This is a genomic window from Acidobacteriota bacterium, assembly GCA_039030395.1.
Taxonomy (GTDB): Bacteria; Acidobacteriota; Thermoanaerobaculia; order Multivoradales; family JBCCEF01; genus JBCCEF01.
Map to the genome: position 1 here is coordinate 154,493 of JBCCEF010000007.1, position 16,405 is coordinate 170,897.

Genomic DNA, 16,405 nt, shown 5'->3' on the forward strand with positions numbered 1-16,405 from the left:
CCGGTTGCCTTACTCGAGGCCGCTAGCGCGAATCGCTTCGAGAGTCGCCGGCAGGGCGTCGGCAACTTGTGCGAAGTCGACGTCCGGCACCTCGACACCGTCGAGGGGCGGCAGATCGGTGGAAGCGGCCACCCCGGCGACGAGGGGATACTCGAAGGTCTCGTCCGCGAAATAGCTTTGTGCTTCATCGGAGACCAGGAATCGGACCAGTTCCAGAGTAGCCTCGTCCTCGCTGAGCACTCCCGCACCGGCCAGGTTGACGAAGGATGAAGCGGCCCCTTCGGGCATGAAGTAGTTCTTCGCCGGCGCCTCGGGATTCTCCGACAGAGCGCGCCACAGGTAGTAGTGATTGGTCAGTCCCCAATCCACCTCGCCGCGGATCACCGCCTCGACGATGGCGCTGTTCTTGGGATAGCGCTGGGGATCGTTGCCGGCGATGGCGGCGAGGAGAGCTTCCAGCGCCTCATCGCCTTCGGCCACCTTCACCACCGCCATGTGGGCCTGGAAAGACCCGTTCAAGGGCGCCACCCCGAACTTGCCCGCAAAGCGCTCTTCACCGACCGCCGCCAGGCTTTGGGGCAGCTCTTCCGGAGTCGTGCTTGCCGTGTTGTAGACCACCACCCGGGCGCGGCCGGACACCCCCACCCAGCGGCCCTGGGGGTCTTGGAAGCGGGCCGGCACGCGGCCGGTGACGTCCGCCGGTAGGGTTTTGAACAGACCCTGTGCGGCCACCGCTCCGAGGGCTCCGGCATCCTGCGAAATGAAGACCTGCGCCGGCGTTGCGGCGCCTTCTTCGAGCAGGGTGGCGGCAAGTTCCGCGGTGTCGCCGTAGCGCACGTCGACGGTGATGCCGGTCTGCTCCTTGAAGCGAGCCAGGAGCGGGCCGATCAGGCTCTCGTTGCGGCCCGAGTAAACGGTGACGTTTTGCTCTACCTCTTCTTCCACCGGTGGAGTGGCGGCGGGGGAACAGGCGGTCAGACAGAGTATGGCTAAGGCCGGAATCCAGCGCAAAGTTTTCAAAGCGGTTTCTCCAAGAGATACGAATGAGTTCGGGCTGCGCCCGGATGAATCACTAGGTTCCGTTGCGAGAGGAATCCTGGTCACCGTCACCCCCGCAGTCTGCGCATACAGCGGTGATCTGCAGAGTGTGCCGCGATGGCAAAAAGCCGTGGGCGCGACAAATTTCGCTCTGCAGCGCACTGATTCCCGGGCTGACGAACTCCGCCACCCGGCCGCACTCTGCGCAGACCAGGTGGTTGTGGCCAAGACCGTCGTGGATGTGTTCGTAGAGGAATCGATTGCGGCCTAGGCGATGCTTGTGAACCAGCCCGCACTCGACCAGCAGATCGAGGGTACGGTAAACCGTGGCGCGGGAGATTTTGGCGCTTTTCTCGCGCAGCGTGGCGAGGAGCTGGTCGGCGTCGATATGACCGTGATGGGAGAAGATCTCATCGAACAGGGCGAGACGCTCGGCGGTCATGCGGAGGCCCCGCTGGCGCACGCCCTGAACGAATTGCTCTCGCTCCCTCTGATGTTTCATACTCGCTGATCCCCGCTCCTCCACCGAAGACTACCTCGGCCCAGGCCTCACCAAGCACTAGCTGCGCTAGTTGAGACTACCTCTCAAGAACCAAAATCGATTCTGGACCGTTCTGGTCCTGTTTGTCAACCGGCTGGGCCGGAACGGATTCTCACAGCGTTGACCAGCAGGGTCGGGAGGGAGTTCACGGCATTGCCACCGCGCCGCGGGAAGAGAGCGGACCAAAAACCGGTTACAGTAGAAGCACGTAGGTAAGACGCAATGACTGAATCGGCCCCTCCCCCGCCCGCCCGCAATGCAGTCTCTCCGCGGGCACGTTCCGATTCGCCCGACGCTCCGAATCGACGGCGCGGGGATTCTTCACTGCTCGATTCGGACTCGATGCAGGCCTCTGCGGCAATCGGCGGCGGCGCCACCGCGACCGGCGACATCTCACCCTGGATGCGGGTGTTGCTGTTTTCCGTCGGTTGGATTCTGGTCCTGATCGGGGTCGCCGGCCTGGTGCTGCCGGGCATTCAAGGCATCCTGACCATCGCCGTGGGCTTGGCACTGCTGTCGGTGGTCAGCGGCGCGATCCACCGCTGGATTCAGCGCGGCCTCCAGCGCTGGCCTTCCCTACTCGAGAAGATGGAGACGTTCCGTTCGAAGATCCGCCGACGGCTGGGGCGGAACCTGTAGTCTCCACCAGCCTCAACGAAAAACGGCGAGCCGTCAAAACGACTCGCCGCAAAGTCAGCCTGCCGCAAGACTAGAGCCGCTCGAACGGCCTCATCGCTGATCGAGCGGAACATACTTCCGCTCCGTTTCGCCGGTGTAGATCTGGCGCGGCCGGTTGATCTTGTACGGCGCCGAGCGCATCTCCAGCCAGTGGGCGATCCAGCCCGGTAGACGGCCGAGGGCGAACATCACCGTGAACATCTGGGTGGGAATGCCCATCGCACGGTAGATGATGCCGCTGTAGAAGTCGACGTTCGGGTAGAGGCGCTTCTCGACGAAGTACTCATCGTTCAAGGCCACCGTCTCCAGTTCCTTGGCGATGTCCAAGAGCGGATCGTGGACCCCCAGGGCGTCGAGCACCTTGTCCGCCGTCGCCTTCAGGATGCGGGCGCGCGGATCGAAGTTCTTGTAGACCCGATGGCCGAAGCCCATCAGGCGGAATTCATCTTCCTTGTCCTTCGCCTTATCGATGTACTTCTGGTAGTCGCTGCCGTCGGCGTGGATGCGCTGCAGCATCTCGATGACCGCCTGGTTCGCACCGCCGTGGCGGGGTCCCCACAGGGCGCTGATGCCGGCGGCGATCGAGGAGAACAGGTTCGCCTCGCTGCTGCCGACCATCCGCACCGTCGAGGTGCTGCAGTTCTGTTCGTGGTCGGCGTGCAGGATGAGCAACAGATTGAGGGCCTCGCGCAGCACCACCGGCACTTCGTACTCTTCCGCCGGCACCCCGAACATCATGCGGAGGAAGTTGGAGCAGTAGTCCAGGTCGTTGCGCGGGTACATGAAGGGCTGACCGATCGTCTTCTTGTAGGAGAAGGCCGCGATGGTGTGAATCTTGGCCAGTAGCCGAACGACGTTGGCGTCGATGTCCTCCGACTCCTCTTCCGGGTAGTAGGCCGAAAGGGACGACACCATGGACGACAAAATCGCCATCGGATGGGCCGTCGGCGGGTAGCCCTCGAAGAATTTCTTCATGTCCTCGTGGAGCAGGCTGTGGTACGTCAGGTTGTGGCGAAAGGCGTCGTACTCCTGCCGGCTCGGCAGGTGCCCGTGGATCAACAGGAAGCAGACCTCCAAGAAGTCGGCAGACTTGGCGATCTGCTCGATCGGATAACCGCGGTAGCGCAGCACGCCCTTCTCGCCGTCGATAAAGGTGATCGCGCTCAAGCAGGAACCGGTATTGCCGTAGCCCGGATCGAGAGTGATCGCACCCTTCGTCTTCGCACGAAGGCGGGCGATGTCGATCGCCTTCTCGCCCTCCGTACCTTCGACGACGGGGAACTCGATCTCCTGACCCTCAAAAGTCAGTTTCGCTGTGCTCATGAAAACTCCGAATTCAAAAACTGCGCTGCGATGTGCTGCAAAGGACAGCCGGACGGGGCGTTATGCGCGCTTCGACGATTATCCCTCGTAAAGGAATCACCGCGCTGAGTCTACCGGCCCGGACAGTTCTCCGCAAGGCGGAGTGCCGGCCGACCGGCGGCGCTCACCCCCCTTCCAGGGTAGGGCGACCTTGACAAACTGTACCAGTTTGGTCCAGTATTAAGAGGCACTCAGTTGAGACTACATCTCAACAAAGAGAAGGAAGAGTCCAATGAGTACCGAGCAGATCAACACAGGTCGCCCGTCTTCGCCCGCCGGCAGCGATGTCGCTGGCTCTGAGGAGCGGGTCTCTTGAACGCCCGGCCCGGCGTGCATGGTCGCTTTACCAGCCTTAAGCCGGTGTTGCGGCTCTACGCCGGTTTCGGCGCCGTTGCGCTCTTCTTCGCTCTCCTTTCTACCTTGCCCATTGCGCTGGGCGAGAGCAGGCTCTCCGCACGGCCCGTGCTCGACAGTCATCCGGTGTTCGTTGACTCGACGACCGGCCACTCCTTGGCGCTCCCCGAATACCGGGCCTGTCTCGCCCTGTGGGACAAACTCTCGGCGCCAGATCAAAACTTCGCCGACCTCCGGCCCGTGGCCTGGCCCGGCGCGCCATCAGAGCACCGGGCCATCGAGTGGGCTGCGAACCGCGAGGCCACCCGCTGGCGGCCTCCAGAATTCCAAACAGCGGAGACCCCCTAGGCACAATGCTCTCCCCTTTGTCAGCACCGTTCTCGGAGCAGGTTCCACATGTGTGACCGAAGCGAATGCGCCACTCGCAGCTACCGAGCCGGCGCGGGGCACCTCACTCAGTGCCTGGAGTGCGGCACGCTGGGATTTCAGATCGGCACGGCGTATTTCACTGCCCGTCCGCAAGAACTCCACACCATCGCGAGCTTCTTCTTCGACATCCAACGCGCTCAAAAGTCCAAGACCAGCCGCGAGAAGGTCATGCTCTTGCAGATCGAGTCGGCACGCGTCATGTTGGCCTTATCGCTCGAGGAACTCGCAGACCTGGTGGCGCTCTTGAAGGAGGGTTGGCGTTGGGTGAACGCCCCCTGTCCTCCAGTCAGCGTAGGGATTTTTTCGGAAGCCATCCACTGAAAAGCTTTTCTGCAGTGTGCATCGCCTAGGCGGCGCGGAAATGGACCGACACCCCTGACCTAGCGTGAGACGAACCGCAGGATTCTCACCACGGACTGGTGAGGACTACACGCCCCGAGTTTCGGCGCCCCAGAGAAGCTTGTGGAGCTGCAACTGAAGGCGCACCGGCAGGTGGTCGCGCATGATCCAATCGGCGAGATCGGTGGCTTCCAGCTCACCGTGAACCGGCGACAGGTGCACCGCCCGGACGGACGCCAGGCGGCCGTCTTTCTCCATCGTCCGAATCAGCTCCCGCGCCCAACGGTAGTCCCCTTCGTCCGCCAACACGAACTTGAGTTCATCCAGCGGCGTCAGCAGGTCGAGATTCGGCCAGTGGTAGTTCTCCGCCTCGCCGCTGCCGGGGCACTTGACGTCCACAATGCGCCGCACCCGCGGATCGACGGCGCCGATGTCCACCCCGCCTCCGGTTTCGAGGAGTACCTCGTAGCCGCGGTCGCACAGCTCCCGCATTAGCGGCAGCGCGCCCGGTTGCAGCAAAGGCTCGCCGCCGGTGACCTCCACCAGCGGACAGCCGATCTCCTCGACCTCCGCCAGCAGGTCGTCGAGAGACCGCCAGTCGCCTTCGTAGAAGCTGTAGGTGGTGTCGCACCAGCGGCAGCGCATCTGGCAGCCGGTGAGGCGGATCAGGACACAGGGGCGACCGATGGCGGTGGACTCGCCCTGCAGCGAGTAGAACACCTCGTGGATCTTGAGGCGCTCTTCCGGCGGTAGCTCGAGGACAGAGGAGGCCGGTGCTGCCACAACCGTGGTCATGGCTGGTAGATGGCGCAGGAGGTATCGTTCTCCCACACCTCGACCCGCGGCACCGTCACCCGTCCGTCCGACCCGAGGCGGCCGGAGATTTGCTGGTGGATGTACGAGGCCAGGCTTTCGGCGGTGGTGCTTCGCCTATCGAAGGGTGGGATGTCGTTGATCACCCGGTGATCGAAGGGGCCGGCCACCTCCGCCATCGCCGCCTTCAAGTCCGCGAAATCCACCACCATGCCCAACTCATCGAGGGTTTCGGCAGCGGCGTACACCCGCACCCGGTAGTTGTGGCCGTGGAGGTTTTCGCAGCCGCCCGTGTGGCCCACGATGAAGTGGGCGGCGGCGAAGGTGAAGTCCTTGAAGATGGTGTACATGGCGAAGCGCGATCCAGACTAGACGATTCTACATAGGACCGCCGGTTTCCGAGCCGCTTCGGCCTCGCTGGGGTTTCGCTTCGAGAGCCAAGGTCCCTGTGTGGCCACAGGTCCCCTGGCTCTCTCGGCTAGGAAGGCGCTAGCAGGCTAGAACCGCCCTCTGACGGACAGGCTTGCGTTGAGAGGCGCGCCCACGGTCGCCTGATGCGTGCTGTGTGAGTTGGGAAAATACAGCTCGTCGGTCAGGTTTTCGATGTTGAGCTGAACCCGCAGCGTATCGGACACGTCGTAGTAGGCCGCCGCGTCCACTCGGGTATAGCTCGGCAGCACCGCGCTATTGCTGTTGTTGATGAAACTTTCATCTTGGTAGGTCAACCCAATTCCCAGGGCAAACCGGCTCGTCACCTCGTAGTTGTTCCAGAGCGAGAACATATTCTCGGGCAATTCGCGCGGCCGACGCACTCCGTTCGCCTGTTCGCCATCCAGATAGCTGTATCCGGCGGCGATGAACCATCGATCCGTCAGCTGTCCTTGGAGCTGCGCCTCGAACCCGTCGACCGAGGTCTCGATCACGTCGAAGGTTCCAGCGTCCGAGTCCGAAACCACCGGCGACTCCTGTTCAACCTCGAACAGCGCGGCTGTCAGACTCAGGCGCTGACTGAGGTCCCACTTCACACCTACCTCAAGATTGGCAAAGGTGTTCGGATCCAGGCGATTGTTGTCGCCGTTGATGTTGGCGAACTGTTCACCACTGCGCGGCAGGAAGGATTCGCTGTAGCTGCCGTAAAGAGAGACGTTCTCCTGCGGCTTGAAGACCAAGCCTAGACGCGGCGAAACCTCTTCGTCGGTCCGTGTCCGGATGTCGTTCGCCGGCACGTTGAAGACTTCGATGTCGAAACTGTCGAATCGGGCGCCGATCACCACGTCGAACTTGTCCGAAAGCTCGATCTCGTCCTGAACGTAGACCGAAACGACCTCGACGCCGACCCGCGTATCGTCGTTGAGATCCGTCGAAAAGCTGTTGGTCGCGATTCGGCCGTCGGCCAGAACGCCCACACCATTTCGCAGGATGTCGCGAGTTGCGAAGAATTCCGCCCGATCCGTTCTCGTACCGTCCGCAGCGGAGGTGTCGAAAAACGAGTTGAATCGATTCTGATCCGACGAGGTATCGATGTATTCCGTGCCGACGATCACCGTGTGGCGCAGACCGCCGGTGTCGAACTCTCCGATCAGATCCCCGGACAAAATCAGGTTCTGACGCTGTGTGGTGTCGACATAGCCGTCCAGCTCGACGATGTTCGTCGCTTCGTCATAGTCGTTGGCGTAGAAGTTCTGGTAGAGCTTGTCGTAGTCGCCATAGAAGGCGCTGAAGTTGCCCTTGAGGCGGCTCGAAAAGTTGTGCTCGAGACTCGCGCGAAGCAGGTGGGCTTCGAGCTCGGTCGTGTTGAGCTCGGGATCACCGAAAACGATGTCTTCGAGGGCTTCGACGGGGCGTCCGTCGGATCCCGTCGGAATGCCTCGGTCAACGAATCGCTGATGATCAGCATACTCGTACGACACATCGAGGGTTGTCGACGGCGTCAGCTCGAATTTGGCGGTAGGGTTGATGCCGATGCGCTCGCCGTCGTAGAAGTCGCGATGATTGTCGAGATTTTCGTAGAGAGCGTTGACGCGAAAGGCTCGCTTGTCGCTGGAGCCGAAGTTGCCGTCGACCTGAACGCCAAACTCGCCGAAGGAATCGGAGCGCGCCTGGTAACTCGAGAAAGACTCTCCGATCAAGCCCTTCTTGGTGACGCGGTTCAGAATTCCGCCGGTGCCACCGCGGCCGAAGAGAAGTGCATTCGGACCGCGAAGAATCTCCACCTGCTCGAGGTTGTAGAGCGGGCGGTAATACTGCACGTCGTCGCGAACCCCGTCAATGAAGAAATCGGCCGTTGAGCGCACCCCTCTAAAGACGATCGCGTCGCGGTGGCCCTCACCCTGGGACGTGTTGACCCCCGGGGTGTAGTTCACGATTTCACCGATGCTCGTGAAGCCTTGTCGGTCGAGCTGGGCCTCGGTAGTGATCGACAGGCTCTGCGGCACGTCGATGATTGGGGTCGGTGTCTTGAGGGCTTTGACCTTGTCGGCATACAGGTATTTGCCTACGACGGCGATTTCTTCTTCCACCACCTCGTCAGGGGCAGCCTTCTCGTCTTCTACGGCGCCGTCTTGAGCCTCTCGCGGAGGAGTGGACTCTTCCTGGGCCTGAGCGGTGACTGCTGAGGGTATGAGTGTCATGAACAACACTGCGACAACGAGTAGACGAACGGGCGTTCTTGCTAACATATACATCTCCGAAATGAGCCAAGTGCCTTGGTCTCGTTGTGGTGTGGGGGTAAATTGCGTGACGTCTTCACGATCGGATGTTTGCTACCGGCGCTCCGCGATGGGCGAGGCCCACTCGATCAGAATGGTGAACGGATGTTGACCCCGTACTGAGACTGAATTGGAGAAGCCAGGAGATCTAGTAGAACGCTCGCAGAGACAGGGGGTCGCGAGGATCATGGACCAAATTGGTCCTATTTGTCAATCACCAGGTCCGAACGCTAGGTCTACGGCCCACCGGTTCTAAAGAGAAAAGGAGTAAACACCCCTATGTTCAGGGGATTAGGCCTACGCAACACCTTAGCCCGAAGAGCGAGAGGGGGAAACTCCCCACGGGCGCAAGTACGCAAGCACCCTCAGTGAAAGGCTGTGGAGAACGGCCCCTCCTACCCCCGCAACTGCCTGAGCACGTAGTGCAGGATACCGCCGTGGCGGAAGTACTGGATCTCCTGCGGCGTGTCGAGGCGGACCTTGGCCTTGAACTCGATCGCCTCGCCCTCTTCCGGCCGGGCGGTGACGGTGACTTCGCGGCCGCCGGCGAAGTTGGACTCGACGCCTTCGGCGAGGCCCTCGATGTCGTACAGCTCGTGACCGTTCAGGCCGAGAGAGTCCGGCGAGTCGCCCGGCAGGAATTCAAGCGGTGCCAACCCCATGCCCACCAGGTTGCTGCGGTGGATGCGCTCGTAGCTGACGGCGATCACCGCCTGCACGCCGAGGAGGTTCGGCCCCTTGGCGGCCCAGTCGCGGGACGATCCGGTGCCGTACTCGCGGCCGGCGAGGACGATCTGCTGGGTGCCCTCGGCGCGGTATTTCATGGCGGCGTCGAAGATGGTCATCGGCTCGCCATCCGGCAGGTACAAAGTCCAGCCACCCTCGATCTCCGGCGTGAGCTGGTTGCGCAGGCGGATGTTGGCGAAGGTGCCGCGCATCATCACCTCGTGGTTGCCGCGCCGGGAGCCGTAGGAATTGAAGTCCTTAGGCGCCACGCCGTGCTCCTGGAGGTATTTACCGGCCGGGCTGTCGGCCTTGATGGCGCCCGCCGGGGAGATGTGGTCAGTGGTAATGCTGTCGCCGAGGAGTGCCAGCACCCGGGCACCGCGGATCTCCGGCAGAGCATCCGGCTCGGTGCCCATGCCGTCGAAGTAGGGCGGCTGCTTGACATAGGTGGAGTCTTCCGCCCAGGCGTACGTCTCGCCGTCCGGCACCGGCAGCGAACGCCAGCGCTCGTCTCCATCGAAGACGCTGGCGTACTCGTCCTTGAACATCTCCGCCTGGAGGGCGGCGCCGACGGTGATGCGGATGTCTTCCTGGGAAGGCCAGAGGTCTTTTAAGAAGACGTCTTCGCCGTTGCGATCCGTTCCCAGCGGCTCGTTGTAGAGATCGATGTCGATGCGGCCGGCCAAAGCGTAGGCCACCACCAGCGGCGGCGAGGCCAGGTAGTTGGCGCGCACGTCCTGGCTGATGCGGCCTTCGAAGTTGCGGTTGCCGGAGAGCACCGAAGCGCACACCAGGCCACCGGCGTGGATGCCCTCGGAGATTTCCGGATCGAGGGGGCCGCTGTTGCCGATGCAGGTGGTGCAGCCGTAGCCCACCAGGTGGAATCTGAGGCCTTCCAGATAGTCCATCAGGCCGGCCTCCTCGAGGTAGCGAGTCACCACCTTGGAGCCCGGCGCCAGGCTGGTCTTGACCCACGGCTTGACCTCCAGGCCCAGCTCGATGGCTTTTTTTGCCACCAGGCCGGCGGCCACCATCACCGATGGGTTGGAGGTGTTGGTGCAACTGGTGATGGCGGCGATCACGACGGAGCCGTCGGTGATCGTGAAGGTCTCGTCGCCGCGGGTCACCTGAACGGCCCCGTCGGCGAGCACCTTGGGCGCGGCGACTGCGACGGCCGTGCCGCCGCCCGCGCCGTCCACCACGTTCAGCCTGCCGGCTTTGCCCTTGGATTGACCCTTCGAGCCGCCCCGCAGATCGTCCAAACCATCGAGGAAGGAATTTTTGACGGCGCCCAGGAAGATGCGATCCTGCGGCCGCTTGGGGCCCGCCATGGACGGCTCGACGGTGGAAAGATCCAGTTCCAGGGTGTCCGTGTACTCAGCCTCAGGGCTGTCCGGGGTGTGGAACATGCCCTGCTCCTTGAAGTACACCTCGGTGCGCTCGACGACCTCCTGCGGCCGACCGGTGAAGCGCATGTACTCGATCGCCACGTCGTCCACCGGGAACAGGCCACAGGTGGCGCCATACTCCGGCGACATGTTGCTGATGGTGGCCCGGTCCGCCAGCGGAAGCTGACTCAATCCGGGCCCGAAGAACTCGACGAACTTGCCGACCACCCCCTTGGCGCGGAGCTGCTCGGTGACCGTCAGCACCAGGTCCGTCGCCGTCGCTCCCTCCGGCAACTCGCCGGTCATGCGGAAACCGACCACCTGCGGGATCAGCATGGAGATCGGCTGGCCGAGCATCGCCGCCTCGGCCTCGATGCCGCCGACCCCCCAGCCCAGAATGCCCAGGCCGTTGATCATGGTGGTGTGCGAGTCGGTGCCCACCAGGGTGTCCGGATAGGCGAAGGGATGATCATCGCCGGCGTCCACCATCACACCGCGGGCCAGGTATTCGAGGTTGACCTGATGGACGATGCCGGTCTCCGGCGGCACCACCTTGAAATTGTCGAAGGCCTGCTGGCCCCAACGCAGAAAGGCATAGCGCTCGCGGTTGCGTTCGTACTCCTTCTCGGAGTTGATCAGCAGTGCCGCCTCGCGGCCGTAGGCGTCCACCTGCACCGAGTGGTCGATCACCAGCTCCACCGGCTGCATGGGATTGATCAGGGTGGGATCTCCTCCCAGATCACCCATCGCGTCGCGCATGGCGGCGAGATCGACCACCGCCGGCACGCCGGTGAAGTCCTGGAGCAGAACCCGCGCCGGCATGAAGGCAATCTCCGTGGCCGGCCTGGCGTTCGGCTGCCAGGCGATCAGAGCCTTGATGTCGTCGATGGTGACGGCGCCCCCATCCTCCCGCCGCAGCAGGTTTTCGAGCAGGATCTTGAGGGCGTAGGGCAGGCGCGCCATCGAATGTCCACGATCTTCCAGGGCCGGTAGCCGCGCGATGCGGAACCGATTGCCGCCGACCTCGAAGTGGCCGTGGGTACCAAAGGTGTTCGGGGAGGTGGGGTCCGGCATAGGTGGTGTCTCCAATATCAAATCCAGGGACTTTAGGTTCTCCCCGAAAGGGTCGTCGTGCCCCTTGAGGGAGCCTCCTCGCGATTGTAGACCAAGCGCTCGGCACAGGCCGCCGAAGCTCGGCCGAAAGGCGCGCTACAATTCCATCCGATGAGCGAAAACCGCCTGGAGTTGAACGTTCCGGTGCTGTTGATCGCCATGCCGCAGGTGCAGGATCCCGACTTCGAGCGCACGGTGATCCTGCTGACGGTCCACACCGAAGCGGGCAGCGAGGGACTGGTCCTCAACCGCGAGGCGCCGCTGGAAATTCGCGAAGTGCTCGCCGGCCTGGATCTTCACTGGAGCGGTATGCCGGACCAACTAGCGCATTTCGGAGGGCCGGTCGAGCGGCAGATCGGTACGGTGCTCTACGGCGCCGGGCCGGTCGGTCCACCGGAGGCCAGCCATGAGCTGCTAGAGGGACTGTCCCTCACCCAGCAGGTGGCGGTCCTGAGCGAACTCTCGCGCACGCCGCCGGATCGGATGTGCCTGTACCTCGGCTACGCCGGCTGGGGCGAAGGCCAACTGCTCGAAGAGATTTTGCGCAACGACTGGCTGATCGCGCCGGTGGTGCCGGAGTTCGTTTTCTCGCCGACCCCGAGCCGGATGTGGGAGGATGCGCTCGCCTCCGTTGGAGTGGATCCGAATTCCCTGCCGAGCTGGTCGCCGGTCGGTCAAGGCAGCGCGAACTGAGAGGTCCCGGGAAGAGATCCAGCGACGGATCCTGAATCGCCATGAAGGGCAAGAAGAAAAAAACAGGCGCGGGCCGCCGGCACCGTGCTCCGAAGGTTCGCCGTGAACATTCCGCCGGCGGCCTGGTGGTCCGAGCTGGGGAGATCTTGCTGATCTCGCTGCAGGATGGCAAGCGCTGGCAGCTTCCCAAGGGCCACATCGAGAAAGGCGAAACCCTCGAACAGACGGCCCTGCGGGAAGTGCAGGAGGAAACCGGCGTCACCGGCCAGGTGGTGGCGCCGCTGCCCTACATCGAGTACCGCTTCCCGCACCGCCGCAAGGAAATCCACAAACGGGTGGATTACTTCCTCTTGGAGTACATCGAAGGCTCGACGGACGACTACGATCCGGAGGAGGTCTCCGGCGCCGCTTGGTTCCCCTGGGACGAAGGCATTGCTCTCTTGTCCTTCGACAACGAACGGGAAGTCGCCATTGCCGGCCGGGACCGCTGGCGACAACGGTCTGAAGAGGCCCTGGCATCGGCCGCCGCTCCGGACGCCTCGCCCCGCAATCCATGAGCCGAAAAACCACCGCCATCGTCACCGGTGCCAGTTCCGGCATCGGCGCCGCCACCGCCCGCTCGCTGGCGGCGGCCGGTTTTCGGGTGGTGGTCGGAGCCCGCCGGCTGGACCGGCTGGAGGCCCTCGCCGGCGAGATCGGCGGCACCGCCCACCGCCTGGACGTGACCGACCCGGAGAGCGTCGAATTCCTCTGCCGGACACAGCCGGAAGTCGGCCTGCTGGTCAACAACGCCGGCGGCGCCTGGGGCCTCGAGCCGGTGGCCGAAGCCCTCGACGAACGCTGGGAGTGGATGTACAAAACCAACGTCCTGGGCACCTTGCGGATGACCCGCGCGCTGCTGCCGAAATTGGTGGCCTCCGGCAACGGTCAGGTGATCAACATCGGATCCACCGCCGGCATCGAGGTCTACCCCGGTGGCGCCGGCTACACCGCCGCCAAGCATGCTCTCCGCGCCCTTACGGGCACACTGCGCCTGGAGCTGTTGGGGCAGCCGGTGAGGGTGACAGCGGTCAACCCGGGGCTGGTGGAAACGGAATTCTCCCAGGTGCGCTTCGACGGCGACGAGGCGCGCGCCGCCGCCGTCTACCAAGGGATGACTCCGCTCTTGGCCGAAGACATCGCCGACTGCGTGACCTGGGCCGCGACCCGACCGCCGCACGTCAACATCGACGAGATCGTGGTGCGCCCGCGGGACCAAGCGACATCGACCCGGGTGCATCGGCGCTCGACGGCCGAGGACTCGCGATGAATTCGATACCGCGCCGAACGATCGTCAAACTGAGTCTCGGATCCCTGCTGCTCTCGCTCCTCATCGCGTCCACCGGATGCGATCTCTTGCCGCAGCGCTCCGAGGGCGAAAAACTGTGGCGTAGCCTGTGCGCCGAATGTCACGGCATCGATGGTTCCGGCAACCGACCGCGCTACATGGGCAAGGTCTACGCCGACCTGCTCGACGACACCTGGCGCACCGGCGGGGATCGCATCGCCGTCGAATCGGTCATCCGTGAAGGAGTGTTCGGGGAGATGCCGGCCTTCGACCAGTTGACCCGCGAGGAGATGCGCGTCCTCCTCGGCTACCTGGACGAACTGCGCTCCGCGGCCCGATGAGACGAAGGCGGTGAGGCGAGGCGTTGCGATGGGGATCGCCACTCTCGCCCTGCTCGCCGGGCTCGCGTCCTGCGCGCCGGATCCGGCAGACCGCAGTCCGGAGCGACTCTATGAACGCTACTGCGCCCGCTGCCACGGCGCCGAGGGGGAAGGCAATCCGCGACTGGAAAAGCCCAATCTCGATCTGCGAATATCCACGCTCCTGGCCGAATCCCGCGACGGCGAACGCGCCGAGGTGACCCGCCGAATCGCCCAGGGCCACGAGTCCATGCCGGCCTTCGAGAAACGGTTGAGCCCCGAAGAGATCGACCAACTCATCGACTACCTGTTTCGCTTTCAACCGGCAGCAGATCCCCCTTAAAGATAGGAACACCACCATGGACCAGCAACGACTTCAGAATGCCTACGTTCGCCTCCAGGCCCTCGACGATCGCCTGACCCACAAGGTGCGACCGCGCAGCGCCGGCACCTTCACCCGACCGGGGCCGGACCGGCTGGAAGAAAACCTGCGCCACCTGGCGGAGTACACGGTGGAGCTGAAGGACATCCTGCACGAAGTGCTCGCCGGATTGGCCCGGCGGCAGAGCTAGCCCTTTCCGATGCCGACTGCGACCCTCCGCGCCACCCTCGCCCTCGGCCTGGTATCGAGCTGGATGGCCCTGCTGTTCTTGGGATTCACCATCGGTGGCGCGGTCCACCTGTTGGTCGCCGTGGCGCTGGCGGTGACTCCATGGAAAGCCCTTCTCCGGCGCGATCAATCGGAGGAGTCGTCCCAGTCCACCGAGTACGAGGATCCGCGACGGCGGTAGATGTTGAGCAGGCGTTCGACCGTGCGGAGCGAGGCGTAGGCCAGAGCGCCACAGGCAATGGCCACCATCAGGGCGTGTTCCGGGCGGAAGCCACGCCAAAAGTGGAGGGCGGCAAAGGTCCCCGCGGCCACGAGAAAACCGGTCAGAATTTTGAGTCGATAGCTCACGACGCGAGTTTCTCCACCGGCACCGCCAGTACCCCGACGCCGGAGACCTCCACCTCCAACCGGTCGCCGTCGGCCAGCGGGCCGACCCCTTCCGGCGTACCGGTGAGCAGAACGTCTCCCGGCTCCAGGGTCATCATGTGCGACGCAAAGGACACCAGCTCCGCCAGCGGCCAAACCAACTGCGCGGAGCGGCCGCGCTGGCGCTCCGCTCCGTTCAGCCGGGTGACGACTTCGATCCCCTCGTAGTCCGGTCGCACCTGGATCGCCGGACCCAGCGGGCAGAAGGTATCGAAGGATTTGCCGCGGGCGAAGGCCACCGCATCGCGCCGCTGCAGGTCGCGGGCGGTCACGTCGCAACCGCAGGTGACTCCCAACACCGACGCCAGGGCGTCTTCCGGCGATACTCGAGAGATGCGGCGGCGGATCACCAGCGCCACCTCTCCCTCGTACTCGACGCGCTCACTCTCCGGCGGCAGCACCACCGGCGAGCGAGGACCGATCAATGAAGACGGAGCCTTCAGGAACAACAGAGGCTCTTCCGGCACGGAGTTCCCCAGCTCCTCGGCGTGGGCGCGGTAGGTCCGACCGAAGCCGAGAATCTTCGACGGCACCACCGGTGCCAGGGGAACGACATCGCCTGCCGACAGGGGCCGGCCAAACTCCCAGCTCGCAACGGGAACCTCGAACGGGCTGGAGAAAAGCACCCGCAGACGATCGGGGCTTTCGCCGGCGGCGAAGAAACCCTCCGGCGCGATGCGGTAGAGCAACACGGCAGGAAATCTCTCCGAGGGAGGGGGGGACCGTCACCGCCGAGTCCATTCCGGCCGAACCGGCGGTGGTTCCATCTCCTGGCAGATGAGGCCTACGGGCCGCCCACCTCACCGGTGGAAACCACCGGCGCGGGTCCTCCGACGGCCGGGCTGCTCTGCACCACGCCGCCGGTGGGGGCCGGCGCCCGCGGCGTGAGCGAGCCGCCGAAATAGGTGAAGCCAGACGACTGCGGGGAAGCGCCATAGGCCGGTAGGCCGCCGGTTCGGCCGGCTTCCGACGGCGAAACGAATTGCGGCACCGAGTAGTCCTGCTGCTGCGAGTTAAATAGCTGTTGAAGCCGCTCGACGGTCGAGAATTCCTGCGAATCCGTCTCGGTGGGTGCATCGTTGGCGGCCCAACCCAAAATCACTGTGGTGGTATCGATCACCCGGCCGAAGCCCTTGGACTCCGTCTCCGACACCACGCTGGCGACGGAGGACTTGGGAATGCCGATCGAGTTGCCCTGATCCGTCAGGATCAAGATGGTCTCCGAGTCCCAGCTCGCTTCCTGCGGCTTGTAGAGGGTGAGAAAGCTGGTGCCGTCGGTCAGCTCGACGGTGAAGGTCTCCGCCATGGCGGCGGACGGCGCGAAAAAACCGCCGCCGAGCACGACAATGGCGGCGGCAAGCGCCATCCCGAAGCGCCACCGGCGCAGGCTTTGCGGGGTGGAATCGGACATCTGGAAAAAGCTCATGGTCACACCTCCAAGCTCAATAAAATCTAGGCCTTATGAAGCATAGCACGGGGGCGATGACCCATCACCGCTAGA

20 protein-coding genes are annotated in these 16,405 nt (G+C 63.8%); 10 read left to right on the forward strand and 10 right to left on the reverse strand.

Annotated features, from left to right (window positions below; genetic code table 11):
• Positions 1–9: 9 nt before the first annotated feature.
• Together AAF481_09535 and AAF481_09540 are read right to left on the reverse strand one after the other, a co-directional pair.
• Complete coding sequence (locus AAF481_09535) at positions 10–1,020, reverse strand: extracellular solute-binding protein (GenBank protein ID MEM7481404.1); 1,011 nt, start codon at positions 1,018–1,020, stop codon at positions 10–12.
• Between the two features lie 52 nt (positions 1,021–1,072).
• Positions 1,073–1,540, reverse strand: coding sequence for a Fur family transcriptional regulator (locus tag AAF481_09540; protein ID MEM7481405.1), 468 nt, complete (start codon positions 1,538–1,540; stop codon positions 1,073–1,075).
• Positions 1,541–1,921: 381 nt separating this feature from the next.
• Here AAF481_09540 and AAF481_09545 point away from each other — a divergent pair, with 381 nt between their 5' ends.
• Positions 1,922–2,218: a PGPGW domain-containing protein gene (locus AAF481_09545; protein MEM7481406.1), complete on the forward strand. Its 297-nt coding sequence runs from the start codon at positions 1,922–1,924 to the stop codon at positions 2,216–2,218.
• 90 nt (positions 2,219–2,308) lie between these two features.
• On the opposite strand, the gene AAF481_09550 is transcribed toward AAF481_09545, so the two are convergent.
• Positions 2,309–3,580 (reverse strand): citrate synthase, encoded by a 1,272-nt coding sequence (locus AAF481_09550; GenBank protein MEM7481407.1) that lies wholly within the window; start codon positions 3,578–3,580, stop codon positions 2,309–2,311.
• A gap of 351 nt (positions 3,581–3,931) precedes the next feature.
• Here AAF481_09550 and AAF481_09555 point away from each other — a divergent pair, with 351 nt between their 5' ends.
• Positions 3,932–4,321 carry a hypothetical protein gene (locus AAF481_09555; GenBank protein MEM7481408.1) on the forward strand — a complete coding sequence of 130 codons (390 nt, stop codon included), beginning with the start codon at positions 3,932–3,934 and terminating at the stop codon, positions 4,319–4,321.
• A 48-nt stretch (positions 4,322–4,369) separates the two neighbouring features.
• Complete coding sequence (locus tag AAF481_09560) at positions 4,370–4,723, forward strand: hypothetical protein (GenBank protein ID MEM7481409.1); 354 nt, start codon at positions 4,370–4,372, stop codon at positions 4,721–4,723.
• A gap of 105 nt (positions 4,724–4,828) precedes the next feature.
• On the opposite strand, the gene AAF481_09565 is transcribed toward AAF481_09560, so the two are convergent.
• The 4 genes from AAF481_09565 to acnA all read right to left on the reverse strand — a co-directional run bounded on the left by AAF481_09565 (position 4,829) and on the right by acnA (position 11,450).
• Positions 4,829–5,536 carry a radical SAM protein gene (locus AAF481_09565; GenBank protein ID MEM7481410.1) on the reverse strand — a complete coding sequence of 236 codons (708 nt, stop codon included), beginning with the start codon at positions 5,534–5,536 and terminating at the stop codon, positions 4,829–4,831.
• Positions 5,533–5,904 (reverse strand): 6-carboxytetrahydropterin synthase QueD, encoded by a 372-nt coding sequence (gene queD / locus AAF481_09570; protein MEM7481411.1) that lies wholly within the window; start codon positions 5,902–5,904, stop codon positions 5,533–5,535. Before queD ends, AAF481_09565 begins: the two co-directional genes overlap by 4 nt.
• 147 nt (positions 5,905–6,051) lie before the next feature.
• Complete coding sequence (locus AAF481_09575; GenBank protein MEM7481412.1) at positions 6,052–8,184, reverse strand: TonB-dependent siderophore receptor; 2,133 nt, start codon at positions 8,182–8,184, stop codon at positions 6,052–6,054.
• 473 nt (positions 8,185–8,657) lie between these two features.
• Entirely contained in the window at positions 8,658–11,450 is a 2,793-nt protein-coding gene (gene acnA / locus AAF481_09580) for an aconitate hydratase AcnA (GenBank protein ID MEM7481413.1), read from the reverse strand.
• 150 nt (positions 11,451–11,600) lie between these two features.
• On the opposite strand from acnA, the gene AAF481_09585 reads away from it, so the two are divergent.
• From AAF481_09585 to AAF481_09615, 7 genes are read left to right on the forward strand one after another with little or no spacing between them, the layout of a single operon-like run.
• Positions 11,601–12,182, forward strand: a complete 582-nt coding sequence (locus tag AAF481_09585; GenBank protein MEM7481414.1) for a YqgE/AlgH family protein — start codon at positions 11,601–11,603, stop codon at positions 12,180–12,182.
• 41 nt (positions 12,183–12,223) lie between these two features.
• On the forward strand, positions 12,224–12,739 hold the full coding sequence (locus AAF481_09590; GenBank protein ID MEM7481415.1) for an NUDIX hydrolase: 516 nt from the start codon (positions 12,224–12,226) through the stop codon (positions 12,737–12,739).
• Complete coding sequence (locus tag AAF481_09595) at positions 12,736–13,491, forward strand: SDR family NAD(P)-dependent oxidoreductase (GenBank protein ID MEM7481416.1); 756 nt, start codon at positions 12,736–12,738, stop codon at positions 13,489–13,491. The genes AAF481_09590 and AAF481_09595 overlap by 4 nt, the downstream gene beginning before the upstream one ends.
• Positions 13,488–13,850 carry a c-type cytochrome gene (locus tag AAF481_09600; GenBank protein ID MEM7481417.1) on the forward strand — a complete coding sequence of 121 codons (363 nt, stop codon included), beginning with the start codon at positions 13,488–13,490 and terminating at the stop codon, positions 13,848–13,850. Before AAF481_09595 ends, AAF481_09600 begins: the two co-directional genes overlap by 4 nt.
• 10 nt (positions 13,851–13,860) lie before the next feature.
• Complete coding sequence (locus AAF481_09605) at positions 13,861–14,211, forward strand: cytochrome c (GenBank protein ID MEM7481418.1); 351 nt, start codon at positions 13,861–13,863, stop codon at positions 14,209–14,211.
• A 16-nt stretch (positions 14,212–14,227) separates the two neighbouring features.
• Positions 14,228–14,440, forward strand: a complete 213-nt coding sequence (locus AAF481_09610; protein MEM7481419.1) for a hypothetical protein — start codon at positions 14,228–14,230, stop codon at positions 14,438–14,440.
• 9 nt (positions 14,441–14,449) lie between these two features.
• Entirely contained in the window at positions 14,450–14,659 is a 210-nt protein-coding gene (locus AAF481_09615) for a hypothetical protein (protein ID MEM7481420.1), read from the forward strand.
• Here the strand turns inward: AAF481_09615 and AAF481_09620 are convergent.
• The 3 genes from AAF481_09620 to AAF481_09630 form a co-directional block, all read right to left on the reverse strand.
• A complete protein-coding gene (locus AAF481_09620) occupies positions 14,605–14,826 on the reverse strand; it encodes a hypothetical protein (protein MEM7481421.1) in 222 nt (73 codons plus the stop codon). The genes AAF481_09615 and AAF481_09620 overlap by 55 nt on opposite strands.
• Positions 14,823–15,596, reverse strand: coding sequence for a fumarylacetoacetate hydrolase family protein (locus tag AAF481_09625; protein ID MEM7481422.1), 774 nt, complete (start codon positions 15,594–15,596; stop codon positions 14,823–14,825). The genes AAF481_09620 and AAF481_09625 overlap by 4 nt, the downstream gene beginning before the upstream one ends.
• 92 nt (positions 15,597–15,688) lie before the next feature.
• Positions 15,689–16,330, reverse strand: coding sequence for a hypothetical protein (locus AAF481_09630; protein MEM7481423.1), 642 nt, complete (start codon positions 16,328–16,330; stop codon positions 15,689–15,691).
• Positions 16,331–16,405: the final 75 nt, after the last annotated feature.

Coding starts and splice junctions, on each gene's coding strand:
- acnA (MEM7481413.1), bottom strand. CDS start 11,450: ATGCCGGACCCCACCTCCCCGAACACCTTTGGTACCCACGGCCACTTC.
- AAF481_09615 (MEM7481420.1), top strand. CDS start 14,450: ATGCCGACTGCGACCCTCCGCGCCACCCTCGCCCTCGGCCTGGTATCG.
- AAF481_09595 (MEM7481416.1), top strand. CDS start 12,736: ATGAGCCGAAAAACCACCGCCATCGTCACCGGTGCCAGTTCCGGCATC.
- AAF481_09630 (MEM7481423.1), bottom strand. CDS start 16,330: ATGAGCTTTTTCCAGATGTCCGATTCCACCCCGCAAAGCCTGCGCCGG.
- AAF481_09610 (MEM7481419.1), top strand. CDS start 14,228: ATGGACCAGCAACGACTTCAGAATGCCTACGTTCGCCTCCAGGCCCTC.
- AAF481_09600 (MEM7481417.1), top strand. CDS start 13,488: ATGAATTCGATACCGCGCCGAACGATCGTCAAACTGAGTCTCGGATCC.
- AAF481_09575 (MEM7481412.1), bottom strand. CDS start 8,184: ATGACACTCATACCCTCAGCAGTCACCGCTCAGGCCCAGGAAGAGTCC.
- AAF481_09585 (MEM7481414.1), top strand. CDS start 11,601: ATGAGCGAAAACCGCCTGGAGTTGAACGTTCCGGTGCTGTTGATCGCC.
- AAF481_09565 (MEM7481410.1), bottom strand. CDS start 5,536: ATGACCACGGTTGTGGCAGCACCGGCCTCCTCTGTCCTCGAGCTACCG.
- AAF481_09560 (MEM7481409.1), top strand. CDS start 4,370: ATGTGTGACCGAAGCGAATGCGCCACTCGCAGCTACCGAGCCGGCGCG.
- queD (MEM7481411.1), bottom strand. CDS start 5,904: ATGTACACCATCTTCAAGGACTTCACCTTCGCCGCCGCCCACTTCATC.
- AAF481_09590 (MEM7481415.1), top strand. CDS start 12,224: ATGAAGGGCAAGAAGAAAAAAACAGGCGCGGGCCGCCGGCACCGTGCT.
- AAF481_09540 (MEM7481405.1), bottom strand. CDS start 1,540: ATGAAACATCAGAGGGAGCGAGAGCAATTCGTTCAGGGCGTGCGCCAG.
- AAF481_09545 (MEM7481406.1), top strand. CDS start 1,922: ATGCAGGCCTCTGCGGCAATCGGCGGCGGCGCCACCGCGACCGGCGAC.
- AAF481_09550 (MEM7481407.1), bottom strand. CDS start 3,580: ATGAGCACAGCGAAACTGACTTTTGAGGGTCAGGAGATCGAGTTCCCC.